This is a genomic window from Rhodococcus indonesiensis (assembly GCF_047782815.1).
Classification (GTDB): domain Bacteria; phylum Actinomycetota; class Actinomycetes; order Mycobacteriales; family Mycobacteriaceae; genus Rhodococcus; species Rhodococcus indonesiensis.
Map to the genome: position 1 here is coordinate 3,072,099 of NZ_CP180630.1, position 18,034 is coordinate 3,090,132.

Below are 18,034 nucleotides of genomic sequence, written 5' to 3' on the forward strand. Positions count from 1 at the left end.
CGGCCGGTCCGAGGAGCTCAGAGCAGCCTCAGCACGCCGGCGATCGCGGCGAGCAGGGTCAGCGCCAGCAGCACCCCGGCGAAGAGGGTGTTCCCGGCCCGCCACATCGACCAGGTGCCACCTGCAGCGAGGCCGGCCACCATGAACAGGCCGTACGTCAGGACGACGTCCACTACAGGGTGCCCTTGGTCGACGGCACGCCACTGACCCGGGGATCCGGTTCGACGGCCTGGCGCAACGCTCGCGCGACAGCCTTGAACTCGGCCTCGGTGATGTGGTGCTGGTCGCGGCCGTAGAGCACGCGGACGTGCAGGGCGATGCGGGCATGGAAGGCGAGGGATTCGAACACGTGCTTGTTGATCACGGTCGAGTACGGCACGCCGGGGTAACCGCCGATCACCGAGTGCACCATGTAGTCCGGTTCGCCGGTGTGCACGCAGTAGGGACGGCCGGAGACGTCGACCGCCGCGTGCGCGAGGGTCTCGTCCATCGGGATGAAGGCGTCGCCGAAGCGGCGGATGCCGCGCTTGTCCCCGAGCGCCTGGTTCAGGGCCTGGCCGAGGACGATGGCGGTGTCCTCGACGGTGTGGTGCGCCTCGATCTCGATGTCGCCCTGCGCGCGCACGGTCAGGTCGAAGCTGGCGTGCTGACCGAGTGCGGTGAGCATGTGGTCGTAGAACGGGACACCGGTGGCGATGTCGGTGCGGCCGGTGCCGTCGAGGTTCAGCTCGACGACGATGGACGACTCCTTGGTGGTGCGTTCGATCCGCGCGGTGCGCGGGGTGGGGGTGGTCTGCTCGCTCATCGCGCGTCCTCGATCTCGGTGGCGGCGAGCTTTTCGCTCACCCGTAGCAGTTCGTCGTTCTCGTGGGGTAGGCCCACGGTGGTGCGCAGGAACCCGGGGATCCCGACGTCCCGGATCAGCACTCCCTCGTCGAGGTAGTGCTGCCAGGTGGCGGCGGCGTGGGCGAAGCGGCCGAACAGGACGAAATTCGCGTCCGAGGGCACCACGTGGTAGCCGAATCGGGTCAGCTCGGTCACGATGCGGTCGCGTTCGGCGCACAGCCGCGCGACCGAGCCGAGGGTCTCGTCGGCGTGCCGCAGCGCGGCCCGGGCGGCGGCCTGGGTGAGCACCGACAGGTGGTAGGGCAACCGCACGAGCAGCAGGGCTTCGACGACGGCGGGCGCCGCGGCGAGGTATCCGAGCCGGCCGCCGGCGAACGCGAACGCCTTGCTCATGGTGCGCGAGACGATCACCTTGGCCGGGTACTCGTCGATCAGTGCGAGCGCGCTGGGGGCGGCGGAGAACTCGGCGTAGGCCTCGTCGACGATCACGATGCCGGGCGCGGCCGCGCAGATCGCCCGCAGCTCGTCCAGCGGGATGCTGTGCCCGGTCGGGTTGTTGGGGCTGGTGACGAAGACCACGTCGGGGCGCTGCACGCGGATGGCGGCGACCGACGAGTCGACGTCGAGGGTGAAGTCCTCGCCCCGGTACGTGGGCAGCCACTCGGTCTGGGTGCCGTCGGCGATGATCGGGTGCATCGAGTAGGACGGCACGAACCCCATCGCGGAGCGTCCCGGCCCGCCGAAGGCCTGCAGGATCTGCTGCAGGATCTCGTTGGAGCCGTTGGCGGCCCAGACGTTCTCGACGCTCACGGCGACACCGGTCTGCCGCGTGAGGTAGTCGGCCAGGTCGGTGCGCAGCGCGACGGCGTCACGGTCGGGGTAGCGGTGCAGCTGCGCGGCAGCCGCGCGCACCGACTCGGCGACGTCGTCGATCAGTGCCTGCGTCGGGGGGTGCGGGTTCTCGTTGGTGTTCAGCTGCACCGGCACCGTCAGCTGCGGCGCACCGTAGGCGGACTTGCCGCGCAGGTTCTCCCGCAGCGGCAGGTCGTCGACGGTGATCCCGGCTCCCGGCGCGCTCACTGCAGGTCCTCGAAGCGCAGCCGGACCGCCTCGCCGTGGGCGGGCAGGTCCTCCGCGGTGGCGAGAGTGATCACGTGTCCCGCGACGTCCTCGAGCGCCTCCCGGGTGTACTCGACGACGTGGATGCCCCGCAGGAACGTCTGCACGCTCAGACCGGACTGGTGCCGGGCGCAGCCGGCGGTGGGCAGCACGTGGTTCGAGCCTGCGCAGTAGTCGCCGAGGCTGACCGGCGCCCAGGGGCCGACGAAGATCGCGCCCGCGGCCCGCACCCGCGCCGCGACCGCGGACGCGTTCTCGGTCTGGATCTCGAGGTGCTCGGCGGCGTAGGCGTTCACGACCTGCAGGCCCTGGTCGAGGTCGTCGACGAGGACGATCCCGGACTGGCTGCCCGACAACGCGGTCCGTACTCGTTCGCGGTGCTTGGTGCGCTCGAGCTGGGTGTCGACGGCGGCGTCGACGGCATCGGCGAGCTCGGCGCTGGTTGTGACGAGCACCGAGGCCGCCATGACGTCGTGCTCGGCCTGGCTGATCATGTCGGCGGCGACGTGCACCGGATCGGCAGTGTGGTCGGCCAGGATGGCGATCTCGGTGGGGCCGGCTTCGGCGTCGATGCCGACGACGGCGCGGCACAGGCGCTTGGCGGCGGTGACGTAGATGTTGCCCGGGCCGGTGATCATGTCGACCGGGGCCAGTTCGGCGTCCCCGTCCTGGGTCGCGTCGGTTCCGCCGTAGCTGAGCAGCGCCACGGCCTGGGCCCCGCCGACGGCCCACACCTCGTCGACGCCGAGGAGGGCGGCAGCGGCGAGGATGGTCGGGTGCGGCAGGCCCCCGAAGTTCGCCTGCGGCGGGGAGGCGACGACGAGCGACTGGACACCGGCCGCCTGGGCGGGCACGACGTTCATCACGACCGACGAGGGGTAGACGGCGTTGCCTCCCGGCACGTACAGCCCCACCCGCTCGACCGGCACCCAGCGTTCGGTGACGGTGCCGCCGGGCACGACCTCGGTGACGGTGTCGGTGCGACGCTGGTCCTGGTGCACCGTGCGGGTCCGTTCGATCGCCACGACCAGCGCCGAACGCACGGCGGGATCGAGTTCGTCGAGCGCCCGGTCGAGTTCGGCCTTCGGCACCCGCACGCGGTCGGGGCGCACCCCGTCGAACTTCTCGCTGTAATCGAGGGCCGCGACGGCGCCTCGGTCGCGCACGTCCTCGACCACGGGCCGCACCTGATGCAGCACCGCGTCCACATCCACTCCGCCGCGGGGCAGCGCGCCCCTCAGCTCCGCAGTGGTGGGGGTTCGACCGCGCAGGTCGGTGCGGGCAAGCATGAGGTGTCCTCTCTCGCGAACGGGGGTCCGTTCCATTATCCGTGATGGCGGCGATCACCCTCGACGGCAGTCCCCGAACGCGCCGTCGGCGCACCCCCGAGGCGAAGGCGGCCGGGACCTATGCTGACCCCATGGAGGACGATGCGTCGCATCCCCCGACGTTGGGGGAGCTGATCCGGCGGCAGCGCGAGCTCGCCGAGTTGCCCATGCGGCAGCTCGCCGCGATGGTGGGGATCTCGAACCCGTACCTGTCGCAGATCGAACGGAACCTGCGCGCACCGAGCGAGCGCGTGCTGCAGGCGATCGCCGAGCAGCTGCATCTGTCGGCCGATGCGTTGACGGCCGAGGTGGGACGGCCGGATCCGGGCGAGTCGGCGGTGGTGCGCGCGATCCGGGAGGATCCGGATCTGACGAATGCGCAGCGGCGGTCGCTGGTGGAGATGTACGAGGCGTTCCGGGAGGTGACGGTGGGCAAGCGTCGCCGTGGCGCGCGCCTCGACGAGGACACCGAGTGAGCAAGTTCACACCACGACGGTCAATGTGAGCCTTCCTCATGTTTCGGCTGGTGAGGGGGTCGCCCGGGATCACGCCCGGGACGTGCAACTCGCATGTACCTCGCGGTAAGGTGCGCGGCTCGGCACGCGGTGTCACCCTCGGGGCACACCCCTTCTTCCCCATCTGGAGATGTCCCTTGCTCGACCACGTGCACAAGAAGTTGAAGTCGACCCTGGACCCGATCGGCTGGGGTCCCGCAGTGACGTCGGTGGCCGGACGCGCGGTCCGCAACCCCCAGGCCGTCACCGCCGCGACGGCGGAGTACGCAGGCAGGCTGGCGAAGATCCCCGCCGCAGCCACCCGCGTGTTCAACGCGAGCGATCCCGACGCACCGATGCCGGTCGACCCGCGGGACCGCCGCTTCTCGGACACCGCATGGCAGGAGAACCCCGCGTACTTCTCGCTCCTGCAGAGCTACCTGGCCACGCGGGCCTACGTCGAGGAACTCACCGAGGCCGGCGCGGGCGATCCGCTGCAGGACGGCAAGGCACGTCAGTTCGCGAACCTGATGTTCGACGCGTTGGCACCGTCGAACTTCCTGTGGAATCCCGGTGTCGTCACCCGCGCCTTCGAGACCGGCGGGGCGAGCCTGCTGCGCGGCGCCCGCTACGCCGTGCACGACGTGCTCAACCGGGGTGGCCTGCCGCTGAAGGTGGACTCGGACGCGTTCGCGGTCGGCGAGAACCTCGCGGCCACTCCCGGCAAGGTGGTCTTCCGCAACAACCTGATCGAGCTGATCCAGTACACGCCGCAGACCGAGCAGGTGCACGCGGTGCCGATCCTGGCCGCGCCGCCGTGGATCAACAAGTACTACATCCTCGATCTCGCCCCCGGCCGGAGCCTCGCCGAGTGGGCGGTCCAGCACGGCCGCACCGTGTTCATGATCTCGTACCGCAACCCGGACGAGTCGATGCGCAACATCACGATGGACGACTACTACGTCGACGGCATCGCCGCGGCGCTGGACGTGGTCGAGGAGATCACCGGGTCCCCGAAGATCGAGGTGCTGTCCATCTGCCTCGGCGGGGCGATGGCCGCGATGGCCGCGGCGCGCGCCTTCGCCGTCGGGGACAAGCGCGTGAGCGCCTTCACGATGCTCAACACCCTGCTCGACTACAGCCAGGTCGGGGAACTGGGCCTGCTCACCGACCCGGCGACGCTGGACCTCGTCGAGTTCCGGATGCGGCAGCAGGGCTTCCTGGCCGGCAAGGAGATGGCCGGCAGTTTCGACATGATCCGCGCGAAGGACCTCGTCTTCAACTACTGGGTCTCGCGGTGGATGAAGGGCGAGAAGCCGGCGGCCTTCGACATCCTCGCGTGGAACGAGGACAGCACGAGCATGCCCGCGGAGATGCACTCGCACTACCTCCGGTCGCTCTACGGCCGCAACGAGCTCGCCGAGGGCCTCTACGTGCTCGACGGACAGCCCCTCAATCTGCACGACATCACGTGTGACACCTATGTCGTCGGCGCGATCAACGATCACATCGTGCCCTGGACGTCGTCGTACCAGGCGGTGAACCTGCTCGGCGGCGACGTGCGCTACGTGCTCACCAACGGCGGGCACGTCGCCGGTGCGGTCAACCCCCCGGGCAAGCGGGTGTGGTTCAAGGCCGTCGGCTCACCGGACACCGAGGCCGGCACCCCCCTGCCTGCGGATCCGCAGGTCTGGGACGAGGCCGCCACCCGCTACGAGCACTCGTGGTGGGAGGACTGGACGGCCTGGTCGAACAAGCGCGCGGGCGACCTGGTGGCGCCGCCGGCGATGGGCAGTGCGGCCCATCCCCCGCTCGAGGACGCTCCGGGCACGTACGTCTTCAGCTGAGGACTTGTCCGTTAGCACTCATTTTGCTAACCTGCTAACAGCGTCCTCCGGGCGCTGCCGCACACTCGAACGGAAGGAACGCCATGACCACCGCCAAGACCCCGGTCGACGCCGCCGTCGCTAAGACCACCGCCGACACCGCCAAGGCCAACGAGGCTGCTGCCAAGGCCACCGCGGACGCCACCGCCGCCGCTCAGAAGATCGCCGAGTCGGCCACCGCCGCCGCCAACCAGGCCACCGCCGAGTTCACCAAGGCCCTCGACGACAGCGCCGCCCGCCTGAGCGAGTTCAACGACAAGGTCGTCGACGCCGCCAAGCAGAGCGGCAACCTGACCGTCGACACCTACGAGCGCACCGTGACGAGCCTGCTCGACCTGCAGGAGAAGCTCGCCTCCGCGAGCCCCATCGGCTGGGTCGAGGACCTCACCAAGGCGCAGGTCTCCTTCGCCCGTGAGCTGACCGCCACGGTCACCACCACCGCACGCGATCTCCTCAAGTGATCGATTGTGCGTCTTTTCCGTCGCGATCACGACGGAGGAGCCGTACCACGACGCCGGGCGCCGGTTCAATGAACCCCATGGACGCCCTGCAGACCGCCGCGATCGCCGCCGCCCCGTTCCGTCTCGGGGCGGCGGCGATCGCCGGTTGGAGCACCTACCTGGCCACCCTGGCCCGGCGCGGCGCGCATCCACTCGACGTCGCGACCGACATCGCCGACTGGTGGCGGGCGCTCACCGACCGCGAACCGCCGCACTGGGCGCATCCGTGGCCCGTCGCCCACACCTGGCCGCTCGCCCGGCTGCGTGACTGCAGCGACCCCGACGCCCGCGACCCGGAGGCCGTGCCGACCCTGCTGCTACCGCCGCAGTCCGGGTCGCACTCGTGCATCGTCGATCTCTCCCCTGACCGCAGTCAGGTCTCCGCGCTGCGCGCCGGCGGGCTGACACGGCTGTACTGCCTGGACTGGGCACCCGCCGGCCCGGCCACCGACAGCGCCGCCCTCGACGACCATCTCGCCGTCCTGGCCGAGGCTGTCGACCTGCTCGGCGGACGGGTCAACCTCATCGGCGGCAGCCAGGGCGGCTGGCTCGCGGCGATGCACACCGCACTGCACCCGCAGACCGTGCACAGCCTCACCGTCGCGGGGGCGCCGATCGACTTCCACGCCGACCGTCCCGCTGCCGTCGCCTTCGACCACCTGCCCCGCGCGGTTTCCGCGTCCGTGCTGAACCTGTGGTACGACACCGGCCGGCTGTTCGGGGTGCTGCCCACCGACCCGGTGAGCGAGGTCGAACGCAGCCTCGAACTGCTGGGTCTGCTCGACGACCCCGAGACCCTCGCACAGGCGATCGAGGAACGCCGGTGGTTCCTCTGGCGCCAGGAGATCCCTGCGGCGTTCCGGACGTGGATCCTCGAGCACCTGTTCATCGGCAACGACCTCGTCGCCGGTGCCGTCACCACCGCTGCCGGCCCGGTGGACCTGACCGCCGTCGAGTGCCCTGTGCGCATCGTCCTCGGTCGACACGACCTCGTGGTGCCGCCGGGACAGGTCCTCGCCCTCGCCGACCATGTGAGCACCCCCGCGGGTGACATCACGGTGCACGACGTCGATGCCGGCCACCTCGGGCTGTTCGTCGGCCGGCGCGCCCTCGCCGACCTGTGGCCACGGCTCGCTGCCGAGATCGCCGCGCACTCCCGATGAGGCTCTCCGCCATCACAGTCCGGGCGAGCGCGGCGGCATCGAGGGCTGCGGTGGCGACAGCACTGACCGTCGTCGTCGCAGCCTCCGCCGCGGTGGGGTCGGCGGCGCCCGCCTCCGCCGCGGCAGACGGGTTCCTGTGGGGCGTGTCGAGTTCCGGATTCCAGTCCGAAGGCTCACCGCCGGACAGCAACTGGACCCGGTACGCGGCGGCGGGCCGCACCCGCGAACCTGTCGGCACCTCGGTGGATTTTCGGCACCGCTACCGCGAGGACATCGCCGCGGCCGCGGACCTCGGGGTGGACGTGTTCCGGTTCTCGGTCGAATGGTCCCGCATCCAACCCACCCCGGCCGGCTGGGACGAGACCGAACTGCGCTACTACGACGACGTGGTCGCGGCAGTGCGCGGGCACGGCATGATCCCGATGATCACCCTGGACCACTGGGTGTATCCCGGGTGGATCGCCGACCGCGGCGGCTGGCGCGATCCCGCCACCATCGAGGCGTGGCTTGCCAACGCCGAGCGGGTCGTCGCCCGGTACGCCGGGCAGGGGGTGCTGTGGGTGACGATCAACGAACCGGCGATCTACGTCCAGAAGGAGCTCGCCTTCGGCGGGATCGACGCCGGCGACATCCCACGCATGTTCGACGCCCTGGTCGTCGCGCACCGCGCCATCTACCGCCGGATCCACACACTAGATCCGGGTGCGCGCGTGACGTCGAACACCGCGTACATCCCCGGCGTGCAGACCGGACTCGACACCCTGTTCGTCGACCGGGTCCGCGACACCCTCGACTTCCTCGGCCTGGACTACTACTACGGCGCCACCCCGGAAAATCCGAGCGCGCTCCACGCGCTCACCGACGACTTCGCCTCGATCGTTCCGCACCCCGAGGGGATGTACGAGGCGCTGATGCACTACACCCACCGCTACCCCGGGCTGCCGCTCTACGTGGTGGAGAACGGAATGCCCACCGCCGACGGGGCGCCCCGCGCCGACGGCTGGACCCGGGCCCGACACCTGCACGAGCACGTCGACCGGGTGCGCCGAGCCGCGGCCGACGGCGCCCCCGTCTTCGGATACAACTACTGGTCGCTCACCGACAACTACGAGTGGGGAAGCTACACACCACGTTTCGGCCTCTACACCGTGGACGTGCGCACGGATCCGACTCTGACGCGCCGTCCGACCGACGGAGTCGCCGCCTACCGGGCCGTCACCGGCGAACCGTGGCCGGTGCCGGTGCCGAGATGACCGGTCCGGCCCGATCGTAGAATCGCACGATGACCTGGCAGACGTGGGTGGCCCTGCTCGGCGCCTCCTGGGTGATCAGCCTCTCCCCCGGCGCCGGCGCGATCGCATCGATGTCGTCGGGACTCGCCCACGGGCTGCGGCGCGGCTGGTGGAACATCGTCGGGCTGCAACTCGGCCTGCTGCTGCAGATCGCGGTGGTCGCCGCCGGCGTCGGCGCGATCCTCGCCGGATCCGCTGCCGCCTTCACGGTGATCAAGTGGTTCGGCGTCGCCTACCTCGTCTATCTGGGGGTGCGCCAGTGGCGCACGCGGCCCACCGAGGTCGCACCCGATGCGGCGCCAGGCCTCGGCTCGGCGCCGGTCCTGGTGGCACGCGGCTTCCTGATCAACGCGAGCAACCCGAAGGCTGTGGTGTTCATGCTGGCCGTGCTGCCGCAGTTCCTCGATCCCGGGGCTCCGCTGCTGCAGCAGTACCTGATCATCGCGGCGACCATGGTGACCGTCGACATGATCGTCATGACCGGATACACGGGTCTGGCGGCACGGGTGCTGACGCTGCTGCGCTCGCCACACCAGCAGCGGCTCACCGGCCGGGTGTTCGCCGGGCTGTTCTTCACCGCCGCCGCGTTCCTCGCCACCGTGCGCCGCACGGCCGCCGCAGCCTAGCGTCAGTGCTGGCGCGGCGGCACTCCGAGCCGCTCGCACGCGGCGCGGTACAGGGCGACGACCGCGGTGCGGATCCCCGCCCGGTTGGCGACGGGTTCGAGCCACGGCACCCGCACCGTCGTCTCGGCGCCACCCACCTCGGCGACCCACTCGCCGAACTGGGTGTGCACGCCGGTCATGCGCGCGACGTCGGCTGTGGGTTCGGCGAAAGCACGGACCACCAGCAGGTTGTCGTCGGCGTGGTCGTCGTTCATGTGCCGGGTCACGGCCGCGACGACGGCGGGGTCGAAGGAAGTCACGCCGGCGAGCCTAGCCCGACCGATCGTCACCGGCGGCCGGCACCCCGAAGGTGCGTTCGAGGGCGGCGAGTTCGTCGTCGAGGGACCCGAGGAGGCGATCGAGCCGCGGGACGCTGCGGCTGCACGAGGTCAGACCGAAGGCGATCCGGTCGGCAGTGCTGGTGCAGGTGATGTTCAGGGCTTGCCCGTCGACCGGCACCGACAGCGGGTACAGGGCGTCGACGCGGGCACCGTTCCAGTACAGCGGCCCGGCCGGGCCGGGCACGTTGGAGACGATCACATTGAACGGCGGCCGCACCACGGCCCGGTTGCCGGTGAGCACCCCGACCGCGAGTGGAGCCATGCCCAGGGCGCTCACGGTCAGCAGCGCCGTCTGGGAGCGGCCCCGCAGGGACTGCTTGCCGTCGACCATCGCGTCCCTGACGGCGAGCAGGCGAGCCGCCGAGTCGTCGAGGTGGGTCGCCAACGGGCACATCAGGACGCCGACGTCGTTGCCGCCCTCGGTGGTCTTCTCGCGCCGCAGCGAGACCGGCACCATCGCGACGAGCGGCTCGTCGGGCAGGGCCTCGTGTTCGAGCAGATACGCGCGCAGTGCTCCCGCCGACATCGCGAGAACGACATCGTTGACGGTGGCGCCGGCCGCCTCGGCGACGCGCCGCAGCCGCGCCAGCGACCAGTCGTGTGCGGCGAAGCGACGGCCCCCGGCGATGGAGACGTTGAACATCGTGCGCGGCGCCGCGAGCGACACCGCGCCACCGCGGCCGCGCAGAGCCCGGTCCACGGTCCCCACCACGGCGGGCACCATCCCGACGGCCTCGTCGATCACGCCACGCACGGCGCGCACCGTCATGCTCGGCAGGTCGAGCGCGGTCCCGACCGCGGAGTGCACCGGATCGGGGGACGGAAAGTGCGCCCAGGGCGCCGGCATGTCGGTGCGGTCCGGGTCGGCGCTCAGGGCCCGATGCAGCAACCGCATGGCACCGACCCCGTCGGCGAGGGCGTGGTGGATCTTCGTGTAGATCGCGTACCGTCCGTCCTCGAGGCCCTCGATCAGGTGCATTTCCCACAGCGGCCGGCTGCGGTCGAGCAGGGTGCTGTGCAGCCGGGACACCAGCGCGCGCAGTTCGGTGTTCCCGCCGGGCTGCGGCAGGGCGTCGCGCCGGACGTGATACTCGAGATCGAAGTGCGGGTCGTCCTCCCACGCCCACATCCCGAAGGTGGTGAGCGAGCGGACGGCACGTCGGCGCCACAGGGACGCCACGTCGTCACTGGCAAGGGCGGCGTCGAACAGGGTGCGCAGGGTGCGGGCGTCGCCGTCCGGGGGCGGCTGCAGCAGGATCAGTCCCCCGACATGCATGGGATGTTCACGCGACTCACCGAGCAGGAACATCGAATCGGTCGGTGCCATCGGCAGACGCATGCGAACTCTCTCCGCTCCCCCGCCGGGGAACTCGTTCGTGGTGGGCCCCCTGTGACCCGCCGGACGCGCGCCGCCGCCGTGAGTTGCCTCACGGCGGCGGATACGTAGCCAGTTGTACGCGATCGGCGCGGCCGGCGCCACGCGCGGCCCGGCGTGGCGTCACATGTCGAGACCGAGGTCGAGGACGCTCACCGAGTGGGTCAACGCGCCGACGGCGAGGTAGTCGACGCCGGTGCGGGCGTAGTCCGCGGCCACGTCGAGGGTCAGGCCCCCGGAGGACTCGAGTCGGGTCCGGGGCGCGTGGGTGTTGCGCCGCTGCACCGCGATCTGCGTCTGCCACAACGGGAAGTTGTCGAGCAGGATCAGCTCGACGTTCTCGGCGAGCACCTCGTCGAACTGCTCGAGGCTGTCGACCTCCACCTCGCACTCGAGGTCGGGGGCCTGGGCCCGCACGGCCCGCAGCGCCGCGACGACCGAACCGGCGGCGACGACGTGGTTGTCCTTGATCAGTGCGGCATCGCCGAGACCCATCCGATGGTTGACCCCACCACCGACCCGCACCGCATACTTCTGCAGCGCACGCAGACCGGGCAGGGTCTTGCGGCTGTCGCGGATCTTCGCGTCGGTGCCGGCGACGGCGTCCACCCACCGGGCGGTGGCGGTGGCGATGCCGGACAGGTGACACATCAGGTTCAGCATGGTGCGCTCGGCGGTGAGCAGGCCCCGGGTGGGTGCCTGCACCGTCAGGACCGTCTCCCCCGCCTCGGCGCGATGCCCGTCGACGGCACGGTCGAGCACCTCGTAGTTGCCGGCGCCGAGGACCTCGTCGAGCACCAGCAGACCGATGTCGATCCCGGCCACGGTGCCGGGGCTGCGCGGCACCACCGAGGCCGTGGCCACGGCGTCGGCGGGCACCGTGGCGTCGGAGGTCACATCCGGGCCGTAGCGCAGGTCCTCGTCGAGGGCGACGCGCACCAGCGCGAGCGTCTCGTCCCGATCGAGTCCGGCGGGCAGCTCGGTACTGGCCATTCAGTGCGCTCCTGTGAGTTGTGGTGTGCGCAGCGTGAGCTCGCCGTCGCCGTCGAGCCGCGTTTCGAGGCTGCGACGCTGCGCGGGGTCGGTGTCGGGATGGTCCGAACGGGTGTGACAACCGCGGCTCTCGGTGCGGGTACCGGCCGCGAGGGTCAGGGCCCGCGCCGCGACGGTGAGCGCGGCGTCCTCGAGTGCCGGCGCGTCGGCGCACCGGCCGGTCGGGGCGGCAGCGAGGTTCGCCCCGGCGGCGGCGAGTCCGGCCGCGTCGCGGACGACGGAGGCGTGCCGGGTCATGATCTGCTGCAACGCCGTCCGAGGTGCGCGGGCCCGCGGAGGCAGGTCGGCGTGGGCGGTTTCGACGCGCAGCCCACCGCGCTCGTCAGCCGCTGCCAGTCCGGCGCGTTCGCCGACGACGAGGCCCTCGAGCAGGCTGTTGGAGGCGAGCCGGTTGCCGCCGTGCAGGCCGGTACGGGCGACCTCGCCCGCCGCGTACAGCCCGGGCACGCCGGTGCGGCCGTACACGTCGGTGACGACCCCACCGCACGAGTAGTGCGCGGCCGGGGCGACGGGGATCAGGTCCCGAGCCGGGTCCAGGCCCACCTCCGCCAGGGAGGCCGTGACGGTCGGGAAACGCCGCGCGAATCCCTCCAGGTGCCGCGCATCGAGCAGGACGTGGTCGTCGCCGAGTTCGGCGAGCCGGGTGGCGATGGCACGGGAGACGACGTCGCGCGGTGCGAGGTCGCCGAGAGGATGCACTCCGGCGGTGACCGAACGGCCGGTGCTGTCCACGAGGCGCGCGCCTTCGCCGCGCACAGCTTCGCTGACGAGGGGGCGGCGGCCGACCGATCCGGCCGCGAACAGCACGGTCGGGTGGAACTGCACGAACTCGAGGTCGGCGACGGCGGCGCCGGCGTCCAGCGCCAGCGCGATCCCGTCGGCGGTGGCCCCGGCCGGGTTGGTGCTGCACGCGTACAGCTGCCCGAGGCCGCCGGTGGCCAGCACCACGGCCGGGGTGTGGACCACACCGAGGCCCCGGTCGTCGAGAACGAGCAGGCCGGTGACACCACCGGCGTCGGTGAGGACGCGGGCGGCGGCGGCACCGAAGAGTACCGGCAGGCCGGCGGCGCCGAGGGCGCGCTGGATCTCGGCGCCGGTGGCGTCGCCGCCGGCGTGGATGATGCGCCGGGTGCTGTGCCCGCCCTCGCGGGTGCGGGCGATGCCGCCGTCGCGGCCGCGGTCGAACACGGCGCCGAGGTCGGTGAGCGCGGCGACGGCATCCTGTCCGCCGGAGACGACGGACCGCACGGCCGCCTCGTCGCACAGACCGGCACCGGCGGCGCACGTGTCGGCGACGTGGGCGTCCACGGAATCCGCCGGGCCCGGGGCGACGACGGCGATGCCGCCCTGCGCGTACTGGGTAGCGGTGTCGGTGGGGCCGCCCTTGCTGACGGTCAGCACCCGCAGTCCCCGCCGGGACGCGGCGCGGGCGGCGGTGAGGCCGGCCACGCCGCCCCCGACCACCACGAGGTCGGCGCGGACTTCCCAGCGGATCGTGTCCTGCCGCTCCGCCCGGGCCGCGCCGAGGCCGGCGGGCATGGTCACTCCCCGCCGCCGGGATTGCCGATGGCGATCATCCGCTGCACCGACTGCCGGGCCCGCTCGGCCACAGCCGCATCGACGTGGACCTCGTCCTTGCCCTCCTGCAGGCAGCGCAGCAGCGCGGCCGGGGTGATCATCTTCATGTAGGGGCAGGACGCGCGGTCGTTGACGGCCTGGAAGTCGACGCCGGGGGCGGCCTTGCGCAGCTGGTGCAGCATGCCCACCTCGGTGGCGACGAGAACCTGCCGGGCACCGGTGGCGCGGGCCGCGTCGAGCATGCCGCCGGTGGACAGGATCTTGACCTTGTCGTCGGCGACGAAGCCCTCGCCCGCGAGGTACAACGCGGAGGTCGCGCAGCCGCACTCGGGGTGGACGAACAGCTCGGCGTCGGGGTGCGCCTTGGACTTGGCGGCGAGCTCGTCGCCGTTGATCCCGGCGTGCACGTGGCACTCGCCCGCCCAGATGTGCATGTTCTGCCGGCCGGTCACGCGCTTGACGTGGGCGCCGAGGAACTGGTCGGGCAGGAACAGCACCTCGCGGTCGGGGTCGATGGAGGCGACGACGTCGACCGCATTCGAGGAGGTGCAGCAGATGTCGGTCAGACCCTTGACCTCGGCGGTGGTGTTGACGTACGACACGACGACCGCGTCGGGATGATCGGCCTTCCACTCGCGCACCTGCTCGGCGGTGATCGAGTCCGCGAGCGAGCAGCCGGCCCGCTCGTCGGGGATGAGGACCGTCTTGGTGGGACTGAGGATCTTCGCGGTCTCGGCCATGAAGTGCACGCCGCAGAAGACGATGGTGTCCTCCTCGGCCTCGGCGGCGATACGCGAGAGGGCCAGGGAGTCGCCGACGTGGTCGGCGACGTCCTGGATGGCGGGCAGCTGATAGTTGTGCGCCAGCAGCGTGGCGTTGCGCTCGCGCGCCAGTCGCCGGACCTCCGCGGCCCATTCCGGGGTCGCCTCGACACCGGTGTAACCGCCGGGTCCGTCCTGGATCGGGGTCTGCGCGCCCGCCCACGTCGTAGTGGTCATGGCCTGCTCCTTCGCCGTGCACCGGGCGGGCTGTGCCCGGATTTCCGTTTTCGGGGGTTTTCGACTTAGGATCGAAAACATGACACATGGTAGCACCCTTCACGAAGTGCTCATCGTCGTGTTCCAGGTCCGCCGCTTCCCGGACATCCACGGGGGCACGAAGACCGAGCTCGGAGTGCTGCTGTGGCAGCGCGCTCTCGACCCGCAGGCGGGTACCTGGTCGCTGCCCGGCGGCCGCCTCCACGACGACGAGGACCTCACCACCTCGGCGCGTCGCCAGCTGGCCGAGAAGGTCGACGTGCGCGAGGTCGCGCACCTCGAGCAGTTGTCGGTGTTCTCCGATCCGCACCGCGTGCCGGGACCGCGCACCATCGCCTCGACCTACCTCGGACTGGTGCCCATCTCCTCCGATCCCCGGCTGCCCGAGGACACCGCCTGGCATCCCGTCTCGGACCTGCCGGCGATGTCCTTCGACCACGGAATCATGGTCGAGAACGCGCGCACCCGACTGGCCGCCAAGCTCTCGTACACCAACATCGCGTTCGGGCTGGCCCCGGCCGAGTTCGCCATGTCCACGCTGCGCGAGATCTATTGTGCGGCACTCGGGTACCAGGTGGATGCCACGAACCTGCAGCGCGTACTCAAACGCCGCGACGTCCTGACCCCCACCGGCACCACCGCGCCGTCCGGCCGGGCCGGCGGCCGCCCTCCGGCGCTGTTCCGTTTCACCGAGTCGCGCCTGCGCGTCACCGACGAGTTCGCCGCCCTGCGCCCGCCGGGTTGACCGGTGCCGACGGCCCGGGCACACCCGGTGCCTGTTCGGCTCTCAGTGTCGGTCCGCGTCCGACTCGTTCACGAGGAGCACGGTGCCGACGTCCTCGCGCCCGGCGCCGACGACACGTCCGGGTCGTGGACGAGCGCGCAGGGCAAGCCCGCGTGGCACCTGGCCGCGGACCTGGTCGAGCAGTACGCGCCGCTGCTGTTCGAGCACACGCTCGCTGCTGCTCGCCTTGCGCCGCTGTTCACCTGGTCCGACCAGTGGGCCGGCGCGACCGGATCGGAACCGAACGAACCACCCCCCGACGAGCCCCTCGCAGCGTTGGCCGGGCTCCCGGCGCACGAGGCGGACGCAGCGCGGGCGTCGATCCCCGACGGCATCCGGCGTCGCACTTCTGCCGCCGCCGACCACGACTGACGGCGCGACCCCGGACCGGACCGATCACCACGACCCCTTGCCAACGTGCCCTGCCGAGCACACGGTCGGCACGCTCCGGCGCTCCCCTGATCTGTGAGACCCCGGACCTGGCGCCTCAGGTGAGGTCCGATTCGGCATCGAAGCGGGCGCGGGCGGCGTCGATCTCGGGTAGGTGCGTGTCGGCCCACGCGAGGAGGACGTCGACCGGCGGGCGGAGCGTCTTGCCGAGCGGGGTCATCCGGTATTCGACCGCGACCGGGCGGGAGCTGAGGAGCGCGCGCTCGACGATGCCGTTGCGTTCGAGACGCCGCAGGGTCGCGGTCAGCGACTTCTGCGTCACCGCGGGGATCGCGCGCCGCAGCTCGTTGAACCGGCTCGGGCGCTGGCACAGCTCGTTGCACACCGCCAACGACCACTTGTCGAGAATCTGATCGAGCAGCTCGCGATGCGGTGCGGTGACCGTGAGTGCACCGACGTCGTCGGAGGCGGTATCGCGCTTAACGCCTCTCCTTCCTGAAGGCAGGAGATTCCCGGCTCAGACCGCAACCGCACCACCACCCGGAGGGAGGTGATCCGTTTGACTCACGTCGTCGACACCGGTGTGGCCACGCTCCGCCACAGCCAGAATCACTCTGGCAGCGTTCCGGTCCCGACACGCGGTATGCCCGCACGCCCAGCACCGGAAAACCCGTTCCCCGAGTCCGAGGCGTTGCTTGGCTCTCGCGAAACACCTCGAACACGTCATGGTCGTGTACGCGGGCCGCACCAGCACCACCTTCCGGCCGGCCCGCCGGCCCCGCTCGAGCAACTCCCGTTTCACCGTCGCGATCGCGGCATCGGCGGCCGTGCGCGCCATCGTCGACCTCGACAGGAACCGGGGTCGGAAATCCTCCACCGCGACCAGATGATGCGCCTCGACCACGGCCCGGGCCCAGATCCGGCCGTCGTGCCGGTTCTGTCGGGCCGCCTTCTTCTGCACCTTCGCGGCCCGGGTACGGGCCCGCCGATAGCCCCTCGAGGGTGGGTGTCCCGTGCCTCGGCGGCGCCGCGCCATCGTCCGCTGCGCTCTCGCCAACTCCGCCGCACACCGTCTCCGGTGCCCGTGCTGCGGCAGATCGAAACGCTCCTCGGTGGCCGTCGCGGTGCGGGCCACGCCCCAGTCGATCCCGACCGCGCTGCCCGGGTCGGCCACCGGGATCGGCTCCACCTCGCGGGTCACCACGAACGAGGCATACCAGTGCCCCAGGCAATCGCGGATGATGCGCACACTCGACGGCTCCGCCGGCAACACCCGCGACCACACCACCGGCACACTCACACCTTTGGGCAGCACCAACCGGCCGTCCCGGAGCCGGAACCCGCGGCGGGTGTACTCGAGCGACGGCAGGGTCTTCCTCCGCGCCTTGAACCGCGGCCGGCCCCGGCCCGGGGCCGTGAACGACGCGTCCAACGCCTGCGCGTAGGTACGCAGCATCTGCTGCTGGGCGACCTGGGAGCCGTCCCGCAACCACGACGAGCGGGCCCGCGCCTCGGTCAACTGCTTGGCCAGCTTCCCGAACGTCGGCCGGCGACCGGCCTTGTGTTGGTGCACCGCCTCGTTCCACAGGAATCGGCAGCGATGCCACTCCTGCATCAGGGCATGTTCGGCGGTGGTGCCCGGCCGCAACCGGTAGTTGTAGCGCACCACCTCGACCCCCATGCCCGGCACGCTAACCGCCCCCACCGACAAGTGGGCCCGACACCACCACTCCCCCGAAAGGAGGACGGCGCTTCCTCTCCCTCGTGAACGAGGCAGTATCCGCGCCGCACATCAGATGACCATGCCACCCCGTACCACCACGTCCCCGTCGGCACGGGCACCCACCATGTCCACGTCGCCGGCCAGATCGCCCGGCTCGCGGACGGAACCCCCGTCTCACCCGGCGATCTGGCGGGACAGGTCGCCCAGGCCTTGCGGAACACAGCAACCGGACTGGCCGGTGCCGGGGCAGGGTTCGGCGACGTCCTGCGGCTGACCTTCTACGTCACGAACTGGGCGCCGGAGAAGATCACCGACTTCATGGCCGGCATCGAGCAGGTCGCCGAGGAGATCGGATTTCCCGTGCCGATGCCGCCGGCCTCCCTCCTCGGCGTGGACTACTTGTTCGAGCCGGATGTACTCGTCGAAGTCGAAGCGACCGCCGTCCTCGACTGAGTCCGCC

At 71.3% G+C, this 18,034-nt stretch carries 19 protein-coding genes and 1 pseudogene; 9 read left to right on the forward strand and 11 right to left on the reverse strand.

Features of this window, described 5'->3' with window-relative positions; translation table 11 throughout:
* Positions 1-17: 17 nt before the first annotated feature.
* The 4 genes from ACM26Y_RS14145 to hisD are packed head-to-tail and all read right to left on the reverse strand — an operon-like array spanning position 18 to position 3,254.
* Positions 18-173, reverse strand: a complete 156-nt coding sequence (locus ACM26Y_RS14145; protein ID WP_193788849.1) for a hypothetical protein — start codon at positions 171-173, stop codon at positions 18-20.
* On the reverse strand, positions 173-805 hold the full coding sequence (hisB, locus tag ACM26Y_RS14150; RefSeq protein WP_010595263.1) for an imidazoleglycerol-phosphate dehydratase HisB: 633 nt from the start codon (positions 803-805) through the stop codon (positions 173-175). The genes ACM26Y_RS14145 and hisB overlap by 1 nt, the downstream gene beginning before the upstream one ends.
* Positions 802-1,926: a histidinol-phosphate transaminase gene (locus ACM26Y_RS14155; protein ID WP_416061213.1), complete on the reverse strand. Its 1,125-nt coding sequence runs from the start codon at positions 1,924-1,926 to the stop codon at positions 802-804. Before ACM26Y_RS14155 ends, hisB begins: the two co-directional genes overlap by 4 nt.
* On the reverse strand, positions 1,923-3,254 hold the full coding sequence (gene hisD, locus ACM26Y_RS14160; RefSeq protein ID WP_416061214.1) for a histidinol dehydrogenase: 1,332 nt from the start codon (positions 3,252-3,254) through the stop codon (positions 1,923-1,925). Before hisD ends, ACM26Y_RS14155 begins: the two co-directional genes overlap by 4 nt.
* Positions 3,255-3,385: 131 nt before the next feature.
* Between hisD and ACM26Y_RS14165 the strand changes: the two genes are divergently transcribed.
* The 6 genes from ACM26Y_RS14165 (at position 3,386) to ACM26Y_RS14190 (ending at position 9,254) form a co-directional block, all read left to right on the forward strand.
* Complete coding sequence (locus tag ACM26Y_RS14165) at positions 3,386-3,769, forward strand: helix-turn-helix domain-containing protein (protein WP_054374932.1); 384 nt, start codon at positions 3,386-3,388, stop codon at positions 3,767-3,769.
* Between the two features lie 176 nt (positions 3,770-3,945).
* The gene (locus ACM26Y_RS14170; protein ID WP_003935812.1) at positions 3,946-5,634 is read left to right on the forward strand and encodes a PHA/PHB synthase family protein; all 1,689 of its coding nucleotides are present in this window, start codon (positions 3,946-3,948) and stop codon (positions 5,632-5,634) included.
* A gap of 83 nt (positions 5,635-5,717) precedes the next feature.
* Positions 5,718-6,134: a hypothetical protein gene (locus tag ACM26Y_RS14175; protein WP_003935813.1), complete on the forward strand. Its 417-nt coding sequence runs from the start codon at positions 5,718-5,720 to the stop codon at positions 6,132-6,134.
* Positions 6,135-6,211: 77 nt separating this feature from the next.
* Positions 6,212-7,336: an alpha/beta fold hydrolase gene (locus ACM26Y_RS14180; RefSeq protein ID WP_003935814.1), complete on the forward strand. Its 1,125-nt coding sequence runs from the start codon at positions 6,212-6,214 to the stop codon at positions 7,334-7,336.
* On the forward strand, positions 7,333-8,589 hold the full coding sequence (locus tag ACM26Y_RS14185) for a family 1 glycosylhydrolase (protein ID WP_416061215.1): 1,257 nt from the start codon (positions 7,333-7,335) through the stop codon (positions 8,587-8,589). The genes ACM26Y_RS14180 and ACM26Y_RS14185 overlap by 4 nt, the downstream gene beginning before the upstream one ends.
* Before the next feature lie 29 nt (positions 8,590-8,618).
* Positions 8,619-9,254, forward strand: coding sequence for a LysE family transporter (locus ACM26Y_RS14190; RefSeq protein WP_416061216.1), 636 nt, complete (start codon positions 8,619-8,621; stop codon positions 9,252-9,254).
* A 2-nt stretch (positions 9,255-9,256) separates the two neighbouring features.
* Here ACM26Y_RS14190 and ACM26Y_RS14195 read toward each other — a convergent pair whose 3' ends face one another.
* The 5 genes from ACM26Y_RS14195 to nadA all read right to left on the reverse strand — a co-directional run bounded on the left by ACM26Y_RS14195 (position 9,257) and on the right by nadA (position 14,638).
* The gene (locus tag ACM26Y_RS14195; RefSeq protein ID WP_416061217.1) at positions 9,257-9,553 is read right to left on the reverse strand and encodes a DUF2470 domain-containing protein; all 297 of its coding nucleotides are present in this window, start codon (positions 9,551-9,553) and stop codon (positions 9,257-9,259) included.
* Between the two features lie 10 nt (positions 9,554-9,563).
* Positions 9,564-10,973, reverse strand: a complete 1,410-nt coding sequence (locus tag ACM26Y_RS14200; RefSeq protein ID WP_416061218.1) for a WS/DGAT/MGAT family O-acyltransferase — start codon at positions 10,971-10,973, stop codon at positions 9,564-9,566.
* A 159-nt stretch (positions 10,974-11,132) separates the two neighbouring features.
* A complete protein-coding gene (gene nadC / locus ACM26Y_RS14205) occupies positions 11,133-12,002 on the reverse strand; it encodes a carboxylating nicotinate-nucleotide diphosphorylase (RefSeq protein WP_054374928.1) in 870 nt (289 codons plus the stop codon).
* On the reverse strand, positions 12,003-13,601 hold the full coding sequence (locus ACM26Y_RS14210; RefSeq protein WP_416061219.1) for an L-aspartate oxidase: 1,599 nt from the start codon (positions 13,599-13,601) through the stop codon (positions 12,003-12,005).
* Between the two features lie 2 nt (positions 13,602-13,603).
* Positions 13,604-14,638 (reverse strand): quinolinate synthase NadA, encoded by a 1,035-nt coding sequence (gene nadA / locus ACM26Y_RS14215; protein WP_416061220.1) that lies wholly within the window; start codon positions 14,636-14,638, stop codon positions 13,604-13,606.
* A gap of 79 nt (positions 14,639-14,717) precedes the next feature.
* Between nadA and ACM26Y_RS14220 the strand changes: the two genes are divergently transcribed.
* Positions 14,718-15,422, forward strand: a complete 705-nt coding sequence (locus ACM26Y_RS14220; RefSeq protein WP_416061221.1) for an NUDIX hydrolase — start codon at positions 14,718-14,720, stop codon at positions 15,420-15,422.
* 45 nt (positions 15,423-15,467) lie between these two features.
* Positions 15,468-15,833 carry a hypothetical protein gene (locus tag ACM26Y_RS14225; protein WP_416061222.1) on the forward strand — a complete coding sequence of 122 codons (366 nt, stop codon included), beginning with the start codon at positions 15,468-15,470 and terminating at the stop codon, positions 15,831-15,833.
* Positions 15,834-15,948: 115 nt separating this feature from the next.
* Here the strand turns inward: ACM26Y_RS14225 and ACM26Y_RS14230 are convergent, their stop codons facing one another.
* Positions 15,949-16,272 (reverse strand): winged helix-turn-helix transcriptional regulator, encoded by a 324-nt coding sequence (locus ACM26Y_RS14230; protein ID WP_416063677.1) that lies wholly within the window; start codon positions 16,270-16,272, stop codon positions 15,949-15,951.
* 96 nt (positions 16,273-16,368) lie between these two features.
* A complete protein-coding gene (locus ACM26Y_RS14235; protein WP_416061223.1) occupies positions 16,369-17,532 on the reverse strand; it encodes an RNA-guided endonuclease InsQ/TnpB family protein in 1,164 nt (387 codons plus the stop codon).
* A gap of 126 nt (positions 17,533-17,658) precedes the next feature.
* On the opposite strand from ACM26Y_RS14235, the pseudogene ACM26Y_RS14240 reads away from it, so the two are divergent.
* Positions 17,659-18,027: pseudogene (locus ACM26Y_RS14240) on the forward strand (RidA family protein); the annotation flags it as partial.
* Positions 18,028-18,034: the final 7 nt, after the last annotated feature.